Origin of the sequence: Palleniella muris (assembly GCF_004792655.1) — a bacterium.
Taxonomy (GTDB): domain Bacteria; phylum Bacteroidota; class Bacteroidia; order Bacteroidales; family Bacteroidaceae; genus Prevotella; species Prevotella muris_A.
The window spans coordinates 47,305-59,960 of record NZ_SRZC01000020.1; the positions used below are offsets into that span (position 1 = coordinate 47,305).

General features: G+C 47.0%; 11 protein-coding genes and 1 tRNA gene. 8 read left to right on the plus strand and 4 right to left on the minus strand.

Annotated elements, in window-relative coordinates:
• The first annotated feature begins 29 nt into the window (after positions 1-29).
• From E5358_RS11510 to E5358_RS11545, 8 genes are all read left to right on the plus strand, one after another.
• A tRNA-Pro gene (locus E5358_RS11510) sits at positions 30-104 on the plus strand.
• 72 nt (positions 105-176) lie between these two features.
• The gene (gene map, locus E5358_RS11515; RefSeq protein WP_135940326.1) at positions 177-1,040 is read left to right on the plus strand and encodes a type I methionyl aminopeptidase; all 864 of its coding nucleotides are present in this window, start codon (positions 177-179) and stop codon (positions 1,038-1,040) included.
• Positions 1,041-1,069: 29 nt separating this feature from the next.
• Positions 1,070-2,101 (plus strand): tRNA (adenosine(37)-N6)-threonylcarbamoyltransferase complex transferase subunit TsaD, encoded by a 1,032-nt coding sequence (gene tsaD, locus E5358_RS11520; protein ID WP_135940327.1) that lies wholly within the window; start codon positions 1,070-1,072, stop codon positions 2,099-2,101.
• Positions 2,102-2,260: 159 nt separating this feature from the next.
• Positions 2,261-2,791: a CinA family protein gene (locus E5358_RS11525; protein ID WP_135940328.1), complete on the plus strand. Its 531-nt coding sequence runs from the start codon at positions 2,261-2,263 to the stop codon at positions 2,789-2,791.
• A 51-nt stretch (positions 2,792-2,842) separates the two neighbouring features.
• On the plus strand, positions 2,843-3,796 hold the full coding sequence (locus E5358_RS11530) for a LuxR C-terminal-related transcriptional regulator (protein ID WP_135940329.1): 954 nt from the start codon (positions 2,843-2,845) through the stop codon (positions 3,794-3,796).
• A gap of 179 nt (positions 3,797-3,975) precedes the next feature.
• Complete coding sequence (locus E5358_RS11535) at positions 3,976-4,668, plus strand: gliding motility protein GldB-related protein (RefSeq protein ID WP_135940330.1); 693 nt, start codon at positions 3,976-3,978, stop codon at positions 4,666-4,668.
• Positions 4,665-6,848, plus strand: coding sequence for a S9 family peptidase (locus E5358_RS11540; protein ID WP_135940331.1), 2,184 nt, complete (start codon positions 4,665-4,667; stop codon positions 6,846-6,848). The genes E5358_RS11535 and E5358_RS11540 overlap by 4 nt, the downstream gene beginning before the upstream one ends.
• Positions 6,849-6,990: 142 nt before the next feature.
• Positions 6,991-7,947 carry an SPFH domain-containing protein gene (locus tag E5358_RS11545; RefSeq protein ID WP_135940332.1) on the plus strand — a complete coding sequence of 319 codons (957 nt, stop codon included), beginning with the start codon at positions 6,991-6,993 and terminating at the stop codon, positions 7,945-7,947.
• 102 nt (positions 7,948-8,049) lie between these two features.
• On the opposite strand, the gene E5358_RS11550 is transcribed toward E5358_RS11545, so the two are convergent.
• The 4 genes from E5358_RS11550 to E5358_RS11565 form a co-directional block, all read right to left on the minus strand.
• Positions 8,050-8,988 (minus strand): NAD(P)H-dependent flavin oxidoreductase, encoded by a 939-nt coding sequence (locus tag E5358_RS11550; protein WP_135940333.1) that lies wholly within the window; start codon positions 8,986-8,988, stop codon positions 8,050-8,052.
• Positions 8,989-9,004: 16 nt separating this feature from the next.
• Positions 9,005-9,919, minus strand: a complete 915-nt coding sequence (locus E5358_RS11555) for a glutaminase (RefSeq protein WP_135940334.1) — start codon at positions 9,917-9,919, stop codon at positions 9,005-9,007.
• A gap of 320 nt (positions 9,920-10,239) precedes the next feature.
• A complete protein-coding gene (locus E5358_RS11560; RefSeq protein ID WP_135940335.1) occupies positions 10,240-11,664 on the minus strand; it encodes an alpha-d-galacturonidase in 1,425 nt (474 codons plus the stop codon).
• Between the two features lie 3 nt (positions 11,665-11,667).
• Positions 11,668-12,477, minus strand: coding sequence for an SGNH/GDSL hydrolase family protein (locus E5358_RS11565; RefSeq protein WP_135940336.1), 810 nt, complete (start codon positions 12,475-12,477; stop codon positions 11,668-11,670).
• Positions 12,478-12,656 lie beyond the last annotated feature (179 nt).

The window sequence follows — 12,656 nt, forward strand, 5'->3', positions numbered from 1 at the left end:
TTCCTGAATGATGCGAAAACAAAACCTTTCGGGGTGTAGCGCAGTCCGGTTAGCGCACCTGCTTTGGGAGCAGGGGGTCCCAGGTTCGAATCCTGGTACCCCGACAAAACAAAGAGACTTAAGCACACTGCTTAAGTCTCTTTTGTTTTATCCGGTTTTAATGGAGATACATTTTTATGGGAAACAAAAAACACAAATGGTCCATCCTTCCCGGACAGGAGCTTACAGAGATGGACAAACAGATACTGTATTGGCAGAATCGCTCAAAGAGTGTGCCAAGCCGTGACTTGGTGAAGACTCCTGAGCAGATAGAAGGCATACGCCGTGCAGGTGTGGTCAATACCGGAGTGCTCGATGCTGTTGCGGCAGTGATTCGTCCGGGCATGTCCACTCAGGAAATAGATGATATATGTATGGCATACTGCAAGGAACATGATGCTGTTCCTGCCTGTCTCGGATATGAAGGTTTTCCAAAGTCTGTATGTGTCAGTGTCAACGAATGCGTATGCCATGGCATACCGAAGCCAAACCAGATTCTCCACGAGGGTGACATCGTTAACGTTGACTTCACGACTATCCTTGATGGTTACTATGCTGATGCATCTCGTATGTTCATTGTTGGCGGAAAGACCTCCCTGGAGTGTGAGCAGCTTGTGCGTGTGGCAAAGGAATGCCTTGAGATAGGCATGGAGGCAGCCAAGCCTTATTGCTTCGTTGGCGACATTGGAAACGCAATACAGAAGCATGCCCACAAATACCATTACGGTGTGGTCCGTGACCTTTGCGGGCATGGTGTAGGTCTGAAATTCCATGAAGAGCCGGACATCGCCCATTTCGGAAAGAAGGGCAGTGGCATGCTCCTTGTACCTGGCATGGTCTTCACCATAGAGCCGATGATCAACATGGGCACTTACAAAGTCTTTATTGACGCAGATGACCCATTCGGCTGGGAGGTGATTTCTGAGGACGAGCTGCCTTCTGCTCAGTGGGAGCATACACTTCTGATGACGGAAAGCGGTGTTGAGGTACTGTCCTATTAGAGTGTTGATGTTAAAAAAATGAATGTGACATGGAAAAGAAACCTATATTCATTTTGGCGATAGAGTCCTCATGTGATGACACTTCGGCAGCAGTGTTGCGTGACGGTGTGCTTCTCAGCAATGTGACAGCTTCGCAGGCTGTCCATGAAGAGTACGGCGGAGTGGTGCCTGAGCTGGCTTCACGTGCGCATCAGCAGAATGTTGTGCCGGTCGTCGATGCGGCATTGAAGCGTGCAAATGTAGCGAAGGAGGAACTCTCAGCCATAGCTTTCACGCGTGGTCCGGGGCTTATGGGCTCTTTGCTTGTCGGTGTGAATTTCGCAAAGGGAATGGCGCGGGCGTTAGGCATACCGCTCATAGATGTCAATCATCTGCAAGGGCATGTCATGGCGCATTTCATAAAAGAAAGTGACGATGATAAAAACCAGCCTCCGTTCCCGTTCCTGTGCCTGCTTGTCAGTGGCGGAAACTCACAGATTGTGAAGGTCAATGCCTATAACGACATGGAGATACTCGGGCAGACCATTGACGATGCTGCCGGAGAGGCGATAGACAAGTGCTCGAAGGTCATGGGACTTGGCTATCCGGGAGGTCCTATCATTGACCGTCTCGCACGTCAGGGCAATCCTAAGGCGTATCAGTTTTCGGAGCCGCACATACCGGGATTGGACTACAGTTTCTCGGGATTGAAGACATCATTCCTGTATAATCTGCGCAAATGGGTTGCGGAAGACGAGAATTTCATAGAGAATCACAAGGAAGACCTTGCCGCTTCCTTGGAATGGACGATTGTCGATATCTTGATGAAAAAACTGAAACTGGCAGCAAAGGAGACAGGAATAAAGCATATAGCTGTGGCTGGTGGCGTGTCTGCAAACAATGGATTGCGCAACGCGTTCCATGATTATGCCAAGCGATTCGGGTGGACAATATATATCCCAAAGTTCGGTTATACTACCGACAATGCTGCGATGATAGGTATCGTTGGCACATATAAGTATCGTGACAAGGACTTTTGCGATATAGATGCTCCTGCATTCTCGAAAGTGACATTCAAGTGATAATGAATCTGTGATGTTTCTTCCTGAAACCACTACGATTATGGAAGAAGCAGAGAGATTAACTTTATAATGAAAAACAAATCAAAAAACTCATAGCATCCTGAGGGTAAAGTCTGTTTCTGTGGTAGTGGACAGTGCAAGATGCGGATGCCTAACATTATGGAATTTGGAAACAAGGTACTGAGCAAGGAACTGCTTTCATTGCTTTACGAGTCAGATAAAACCGTTGGTACAGCGGAAAGTTGCACGGCAGGTGGCATAGCAAGTGCCATAACAATGGTTCCGGGCGCGTCAAACTATTTCAAGGGTGGAATCATCAGCTATTGGGATGACGTGAAAACCAATGTACTTGATGTCGATGCAGAAGTCATCGCAGAGAACACCGCAGTATGCGAGGACGTTGCCAAGCAGATGGTTCTTGGAGCAATCAATGCCCTTGGTGTGGATTATGCTGTGGCTTCAACCGGCTTTGCAGGTCCTGGTTCTGAAGGCGACATCCCAGTCGGTACGATATGGATAGCTTGTGGAAACAAGGATGAGCAAGTTACTCTCAAACTCACGGATGACGAGGGACGTGACGAGAATGTCGGCAATGCTGTCACTAAAGCTCTGCGACTGCTTTTGGATTTTGTCAGTGCACATGAGCCAGCTCGCGTTGGTGAGGAAGTCGTGGAACTGATTGCTGAGTGAAACCTAATCTCTGCATCTCGTTCCTTAGGGGATTATTTTTGGAAGGGTATCATGAAGATTCAGAAGATATACGAGGCATACGACCAGATGATTACACTGATAGGGGACAACTATAATCTCCTGCAGTCACTTGGCCGTTTCGGAATAAACCTTGGTTTTGGCGACAAGACTGTGGAAGAGGTTTGTGAGGAGCAAGGGGTTGACACATACACTTTCCTTGCCCTTGTGAATTTCTCAATAAACGGGTTCAAGGAAATCGACGATGTTGATAAACTATCAGTGGAAACTCTTCTGAATTATCTTCGTTCATGCCATAGGTACTACCTGGATTTCCAGTTGCCTTTCATCCGCAAAGAGTTGATGCAGGCTTTGGATGAGAATGACAGTCTCGCAAACTTGATACTGAAGATTTATGATGAGTATGCTCATTCCGTCCATCAGCACATGCGGTATGAAGAGAAGGAGGTGTTCCCGTATGTGGAGAATCTCCTGGAAGGGAAAACTTCCTCACTGTATTCCATTGATACATATTTGCGCAACCATGGCAACACCGACAATAAACTGCGTGAATTGAAGAATATCATTATTAAGTATCTTCCTTCTGATGGGCTTCGCAACAATCTTTTGATGGCTGCGTTGCATGATATTTATAATAATGAGGAATGGCTTGTGCAGCACACAGATGTGGAGGAACATATCTTCATCCCTGCTATCCGCCACCTTGAGAACAGGCTGAGGCAGGATGATGTGTCTGTGAAGATATCCAGAATGATTCACCGTAATAAAGCGCAGGAAAGCCTGTCTTCGCGTGAGCGTGATGTGGTGGTAGCGCTTGTTCAGGGCATGTCAAACAAGGAAATAGCAGACCATCTGTGTATATCTACCAATACGGTGATAACTCATCGTAGGAACATTGCCAAGAAACTGCAGATTCACTCGCCGGCAGGGTTGACGATTTATGCAATCGTTAATAATTTGGTGGATATCTCAAGTGTGAAATTATAGGATTGTATTATTTTTTTAAAATTGTCACCTGAATATTTGGATTTATTGATAAAAATGTATAATTTTGTACAAAAATTAAAAATAGAATAGATTTGAGAACAACATCATACATATTGGTATTGGTTTTTTGCCTGATGTCCATTGTTGGATGCCACCTGAGTTTTTGGCCGAAAACGGATGTGGATGATGAATTCATGATAGAACGTTATGACCGTATACAGAGCCGGTTTCTTACAACTGGTGATTTCTCGGCTCTTCAGCAGATGAGCACACAATATTCTATGGAAACCCGTACTCTGATTGAAAACGTGCTGTCAATAGGCAATGTTGACCAAGAGGACATAAACGAACGCCTTTTCAAATTTTATCAGGACTCTGTCCTCCAGAATATCATTTTGGAAGTGGGCAAGCAGTATTCCAATATAGATGACATTAAAGACGAAATGGCATCGGCATTTGCTTTCCTTAAAGATGAAATCCCGGAGTTTGAGATACCGAAAGTGTACACTCAGATAGGGGCGCTTGGGTCGAGTATAATCATCGGAGATGGAAATGTTGGGATATGTCTGGACAAATATCTTGGGTCGGACTATTCTGTTTACAAGAAATACTATGCGGCACCACAGACAAAGTCAATGACACGGGAGAATATAGTTCCGGATTGCTTGTTGTTTTATCTTGTATCGGTTTATCCGTTGAAGAATTTTGAGACAGCTCCACAGAAGGTACGCGACAACTACATAGGAAAAATAATGTATGTTGTCAACAAGGCTCTTGACAGACCTTTCTATGACACTCTTGACACTCATAGGGTTGAGGAGTTCCACAAGAAACATCCGGATTACACTTTGAGAAAAATACTTGAACAATGAAAAAGACACTTATTTTATCAATACTGATAATGCTTGGCGTGTCGGCATTTGCCGGTACGCCATTTACGCTGGAAGATGCTGTCAGTGGTAATTTCCGTGCTGAGCGTCAAATGTTTGTCACTTCATTGCCTGACGGAGAGCATTATGCTTGTCTGGTGAAGGGAAAGGTACTTTCGTATAATTACAAGAATGGCAAGCAATCGGGAGTTCTGTTTGACCCTGCTGTGGCAAAAGGTGACAAGATTGAGAGGGCGGAGTCGTTTGTCATGTCCCCAAGTGGCAAGAAGATGCTGATTGCAACGGAAATAAAGTATATATACCGCCGTTCTTTCACGGCAGTATGGTATATTTATGATTGCAGTACCAACATTCTTGCAAGATTGTCTGCTGAGCCTTGTCAGTCACCGGTGTGGAGTAATGACGGAAATAAGGTTGCTTATGTCCGTGGCAACAATATTTTCCTTTATGACCTGACGGCAGCAAAGGAGACACAGGTGACATTTGACGGTAAGCGCAATGAAATAATCAATGGTATTCCTGATTGGGTGAATGAAGAGGAATTCGGTTTCTCTTGTTCGCTATGTTTCAATGCTGACGGTACACAGTTATGCTGGATAAAGTACGATGAATCAAACGTCAGGACTTATGACCTGCAGTTGTACAAAGGGCTCAAACCGGCAAATGAAGATTATGCTGATTATCCCGGATATTATTCCTATAAATATCCGAAAGCCGGTTACGACAACGCCAAAGTGACGGCATGGAGTTATGATGTGAAGTTAGGAGTGACAAGAGAGTTGCAAGTTCCGGTGGAAGCCGATGGATACATATGCCGTTTGTTCCAGACTTCAGACGCATCGAATGTGTTGTTTGTGACTCTCAACCGTCATCAGGACAAGATGTGTGTCTATGCGACAAACCCTGTTACGGCGGTTGCCAAGTTGATTATGAAAGAGGAGGTGGACAAGTATATCCCTGAGGTGGCGTACAACTTTGTCATGACAGACAAGGGATTCGTCATGATTTCCGACAGGGACAATTTCCGCCACATCTACCGTTACTCCATGGACGGCAAACTGTTGCAGAAGGTTTGTCCTGAGAACATGGATGTCACAGCAGTCTATGGTGTTGACAGTAAGACAGGTGACATATATTATCAGGCAGCTCCGACTCCGATGACACGCCACATTTATGTTGCTCACCGCAATAGCAAGATAGAAAGACTGTCTGTTAAGGAAGGAACGAATAGTGCTACATTCTCAGCCACAATGAAATACTATTTCAACACTTGGAGTGACTGTAATACACCGTATATCTGCACATCAAACACCAATAAAGGTAAGATTCTCTCAACCATTATTGACAATAAGGCTCTTTGCGACAAGCTCTCACAGTATGACATGCCGCAGAAAGAGTTCTTCTCGTTTACGACATCGGAAGGTGTTGTACTGAACGGGTGGATGATGCGTCCGTCTTGCAGTTCTTCCCATAAATGTCCTGTCATCATGCATCAATATTCAGGGCCGTCGTCACAGCAGGTTCTTGATTCTTGGAGGTTTGGCTCTATGGGCGAGGGGGCAATCTACGATGCATATCTTTGTTCTTTGGGCTTTATCGTTGTTACAGTCGACGGTCGCGGCACAGGTTGCCGTGGTGCGGAATTTGAGAAATGCACTTACCTTAACCTTGGTGTCCTTGAATCAAAGGACCAGGTGGAAGCAGCCTTGTGGCTGGCAAAGCTGGACTATGTAGATGCCGACCATATTGGTATATGGGGCTGGTCCTACGGAGGTTTCAACACACTGATGTCCATGAGTGAGGGGAGGGACGTGTTCTATGCCGGTGTTGCCATAGCTCCTCCTACAAACTGGAAATTCTACGACACGGTCTACACAGAACGCTTCATGCGCACACCACAGGAAAACCCTGACGGATATGCCGAGAATCCGATAGCAAGGGCGGCAAAGCTTCATGGGAAACTGCTTCTCTGCCATGGCACGGCAGACGACAATGTGCATCCTCAGAACTCTTACGAATACTCTGAAGCCCTTGTACAGGCGGATAAGGATTTCCGTGAGTTGCTTTACACAAACCGCAACCACAGTATCTTCGGAGGAAACACGCGCAAGCACCTCCTCCGTCAGGTGGCGCAGCATTTTGTTGATGCATTGAAGAAATAATATGCAAAATAATGTGAAATAATCACATTGCCGTGTAGTTTTTTTATAGGCAAGATAGTCTGACATATAGTTGGCGTGCTGACAGAGAACGTTCTCCGTTTGTGCGCCATTATCGTACAAATAATATTTAAAGTAAAGAATTATGGAAAAGACAACACATTCAGGAGAGTTTGAATTCAAAGGCGGCTCGCTCAATGGTTTCCTTATGATAGCCATTGCCATTCTGCTATGGTGCGCTACCGTGTTCTCTGTTGTGAAGGGCATAGTCAAAGCTGATGCAGGAGAGTCGTGTACATGGTGGTTTGTCCTCGGAGGACTGCTGTTTCTCATTGCCGTGATATGTTCATGCGGCTTCTCGTTGCTTGAACCGAATGAAGCAAAAGTGATGACATTCTTCGGACGATATGTGGGCACGTTCCGCAAAAACGGATACTATTGGCTTAACCCATTTATGAGTGTCAAGAATGTCAGCCTGCGTGCCCGCAACCTTAATGCCGAACCGATAAAGGTCAACGACAAAGCCGGCAACCCTGTCCTGATAGGACTTGTCGTCGTGTGGAGGCTAAAGGATACATACAAGGCGATATTTGACATTGACACGGATGTGTCCGCCAATGCTCAGACTCTGAATAGTGCATCTGCCCGCATGAACAAGTTCGAGCGTTTCGTCGCCATACAGAGCGACTCCGCACTCCGTGAAGTGGCAGGAATGTATGCTTACGACAATGAGGGCGGCAGCAACAATGAGGTGACATTGCGCGACGGCAGTGCGGAAATCAACGAAGTGCTGACAAGCAAGCTCAACGAACGCCTTGAAATGGCGGGTCTTGAAGTGATGGAAGCCCGCATCAATTATCTTGCCTACGCTCCGGAGATAGCGGCAGTCATGCTCCGCCGCCAGCAAGCTGCCGCAATCATCACAGCGCGCGAGAAGATTGTCGATGGTGCAGTGAGCATGGTGAAGATGGCGATAGACAAACTTTCCGATGAGGGCGTTGTCGAGCTTGACAATGCGAAGAAAGCCGATATGGTCAGTAACCTGCTTGTCGTCCTTTGCGCTGACGAGCCCGCACAGCCTGTTGTCAATACTGGGAAGTAACAATAAATATTAAGGTGTAATAATCAAGCATCCATAAGTTTGAACCTAAATCCTCAAACTTATGGATGCTTTCATTTATACATGAGCGTAATGCAAAAAATATCAGAGCAACGGCTCAAAATTCATTGCGCTGCGATACTCTGTGACAAGATTGTCCATAATCTCCGACACCGGCATAATCTTGTTTACAGCAGAAGCCACCTGACCGATTTCAAGTTCACCTTCGTTTGTGTCGCCCTCAAATATTCCGCGCTTTGAAGCCGCATGCCCAAGGATTCCGCGAAGCTCCTCGGCATCTGCACCGCGTGCTTCTGCCTCTGCGATACGACCGTACAAATCGTTCTTCACAAGTCGGGTAGGAGCGAGCTTCTTCAGGCAAAGCATTGTGTCGCCCTCTGACATTGCTACGCACCTTTGCTTGAATGCTTCCGCTGCAGAGCTCTCCTCCGCCAAAGCGAACAGCGTGCCAATCTGCACCCCCTCGGCACCAAGAGCCTGAGCTGCCAAAATTGCCTGTCCGCAGCCTATGCCGCCGGCAGCTATCAGAGGGAGGCTTGTCGCCTTGCGCACCTGAGGGATAAGAGCCATGGTTGTTGTCTCCTCACGCCCGTTATGCCCTCCTGCCTCAAAGCCTTCTGCCACAATGGCATCCACGCCGGCCTCCTCACATTTGCGTGCGAAGAGACTGCTTGACACTACGTGTGCCACGGTTATTCCTGCTTCGTGGAGCATAGGCGTGAATTTCTTCGGGCTGCCTGCAGAGGTGAAGACGATGCGCACACCACTGTCGATGATAATCTTCATAAGACGATCAATCTCAGGATACATCAGCGGTATGTTGATTCCCCACGGGCGGGCGGTGGCAGCTTTCATCTTATCGATGTGCTCCTGCAAAGTCTCAGGGTGCATCGAACCCGCACCAAGAAGCCCGAGTCCACCGGCGTTGCTCACTGCAGCTGCAAGACGCCAACCGCTACACCACACCATACCACCCTGTATGATAGGGTATTTTATTCCGAAAAGTTCTGTAATTCTGTTCATGTAATTAATATTAAGGTTAGAATATTGATTCGTTTGTTTTTGTAGTAAGAAGTTCTAGAGCCTTTATGCCCATTACCGAGTTGCCTTTAGAGTTAAGCCTCGGACTCCATACTGTCACGGAATAGCGTAGAGGATATATAGCGGATATTCCTCCGCCCACACCGCTCTTGCCTGGTAGTCCGACAAGAAAGGAGAACTCTCCGGCTTCGTCATAGAAACCACATGTCTGCATGATGGCATTGATGCGTTTTATTTGGGATGATGTAAGACGTATGCCGGCATAGTCGAATACTTGACGGTGATTGGCAAACGCAAGAAAGGCGCGTGATAAGTCGTGGCAGCTCATTTCAATTGAGCACATTAGAAAATAAAAATGCAGAACTCTTTCTATGTCACCTTCCACATTGCGGTGATATTTCAACAGGTTGGCTATGGCTGCATTTAGATAGCCGTTTTCCCGTTCCGACTGTGCAACCTCCTCATTGTAGTTGATATTATCGTTATTACATAATGTACGCACAAAAGCTATAAACTCCTTCTCTGGTTCAAGAAGGCATGAAAGTAAAATGTCTGCCACAACGATGGCACCGGCATTGATAAAGGGATTGCGGGGCTTGCCATGCTCGACTTCAAGTTGTACAAGAGAGTTGAAGGCTGTGCCTGACGGTTCTTTTCCTACACGTTTCCATAACCTGTCCCCTTGAATGCTCAAAGCTACAGCGAGTGCAAAAACTTTGGAGATACTTTGGATTGAGAAAGGCACATCAGCCTGTCCATATTCGGAAATCTCACCATGCACGGTATGTATGCAGATGCCAAATTGGTCAGGGTTGACTTTTGCCAATGCTGGAATATAATCAGCCTGTTTTCCGAATTTGGCATATTGTTGTATTTCGCTATAGATTGATTCAAGTATTTCTGTGTAGTCCATGTTTTTTATATTATTGTCCTGCGTTATATTAAAAAAGTAAATTCTCGGAATAATGTTATTTCCAATAGTCTTTTGTGTGAATGGCGGGCAAATTACAGGCTGTCTTCTGTTTGTAATGGTATAGCGGACTGTGATAATGTCACACCTTTATACTTTTAAAGATATGAGGAAAAACAGGGTGGCTCATTCCAATATCTTTAACAATGTCTTCATGTTCGATAGATAAGTAAAGTTAGTGTACCTCAAAGTAGTGTGGTATCTCTCAGTGGATTATACAATGGAGAAATGGTGTTTTGTTTTTATCTGCCCCATATATATAGTTATTTGTTGGAAACATACTTGTCAAGTTGCGGCAGCGTTTTCGGGTCAACAGAATCACATACCACCGTACCGACAGTGAGGTTGTTGACATTGGCACAAATGTTCTGAGGATTTGCGACACAGCCGACGCGGACATTGTCAATGGACACGTTCTGCACAGGTTTGCGCAAGTCGCCCTTTATCTCGTACACACGCTTCGCGTTGCCACACTCGACATTGCTGACATGGATTCCCTTAATCTCCGTGATGCGCTCCTCGTAAGTCGGGACAAGTTTGCGCCACTGGTAAAGCACCTCGGTGTCTATCTCAAGCACGTTGATAGCTCCCTTTGCCTTGATATTGTCCATGTAAATGTTCTCTACGAAAGCACCGCGCCTGTGGTTTGTCTTGATGAAAAAGAGCCTGTGCAGCAGACCTGAAGCCACACAGTCGTGCATGTACACATTGCGGATGCCGCCGGAAATCTCGCTGCCTATGCCAAGCAGCGTGTGCCCGGCATTGACAGTGCAGTTGCGTATCACGATGTTCTCGCTCGGAGTGGCAAGCCGCCACGCATCACGGTTGCGACCGGCCTTTATCACCACAGCGTCGTCGCCCTGGTCAAATACACAGTTCTCGACAAGGAAGTTTCGCGTCATTTCAAGGTCGATGCCGTCATTGTTATGACCGTGCGCGTTGACATCAAGATTCCTTGCGATGCCTCCCTCGCAAAGATAGATGTGCACTGTCCAGAAAGGACTTTGGCGAATCTTGAAACCGTCCAAAAGCACGTTCTTGCATCGGTTAAGGTGTATGAGGTGAGGACGCAGGTGCTTCTCGCCCTGAGCCATCTGCCTTTCCTCGACAGGGACATCCGTTGACGCTTTTGTGTAAAGCTCTTTCAGTGCATCGAGGTGAGGCTGCGGACGGCTGAACCATTTCCTCCATTCTCCCATTATCGGGGCAAGCGTGCCTTTTCCTGTAATCGCCACATTCTCACAGTCGTAGGCGTAGACCAGCGGAGAATAGTTGTAGCACTCCATGCCTTCCCATGAGGTCATGACAGCAGGCAGATAAGCCTCGGGACGGTCAATGAACTTCAGGACAGAGCCTTCGGCGAGCACAAGATTGACATTGCTCATCAGATGCACCGGTCCCGTAAGCCATTCCCCGGCAGGGACAATGACTTTGCCGCCACCGGCTTTGCTGCATGCGCGAATCGCTTTGTTTATGGCTTTCGTGTTTATGAAACCGTCCTTTGCCTTTGCACCGTAGGAGGTGATTTTGAATTCCTTGTCAGGGAACACACACTCTTTGATAGCCGGCATCTCGAACGGAGCGTCAACCTTGATTGTCTTGTAGGTCACTCCCTCGGCGGCAAGATTGCCGATGCCGCAGAGGGACAGTACTGTAAATAGAATGAATCGTAGCATATTGTTTTCCATGTATTAGAATGAGCAAGGGATAGTAAGCAACTGGTACATCAGCGTCGCGGCCATGCGACGGTGCCCTTCGTTGTTCGGATGCAGACGGTCTTTGTCAGGCTTGGCGAAATATTTCGCATGTGCGTCAAGCATAGGGTAAAGCCCGCACAATGCCGCAAGGTCGATGACCGGCACTGCCCAAACCTGTCCGCATTCCTTTACGGCATCGACGTATGCGTCAAGATATTCACCGCACCGGTTTGTATAATCCTCCGTCACCTGCCAGTTCTTGTCGTTGGCATAGAATCCAGCCCTGTGTATGGGAGTAAGCAGGACAATCTGCTTGTCAGGGAATGTGCGCTTCAGCGAGTCCATTGCGATGTTCATGCGTCCGCGGAATGTGTTCGTGTCCATGACAGTAACGCGCCGCATGCGTGTTTCCGGGCGTTTCACATAACCGTGACCGTACTCGACGGTCGCAGCCACCTCGTCGTACCATCTTCCCAATGGCACGGCATTGTTGTAGTCGTTGGTGCCCATGAAGATGATTATTGCATCAAAGTCGTTGCCATGCTCCGAGCGCAGTTTGTCCGCCTGCCGTGGGATGTCGTTCCATTGTCTGCCGCTGACGGCATAGACGTATGGGGTTATGCCAAGCCACTCGTTGAGCAGGTTCCAGTATTTGTTGTTGCTTCCGCTGTTGCGTGGGTCGGTGACAGAGTCACCAAGGTATGCCACTTTCTTCCCTGCCCAAGGGTGGGTGACTGTCATTTGCGCACAAACAGGCATGGCAAGAAGCACGCAAAGTAAGATGAATAATGTTTTCTGTTTCATTGTTTTTTTTAGTTGGTTTTAGGATTTTTTCTTTATGCAAAGATAGTGCAAACTGAATGCAGCAAGAGCTTGCTCTTATTATATAAGTTAGGCTGCACCTCAGCAATTCAAGCAAGCTTGACTGCATTTCGGTTTGCACTAACTTTGCTGAGGTGCAGCTTATCTTATGCAAAGTTAGC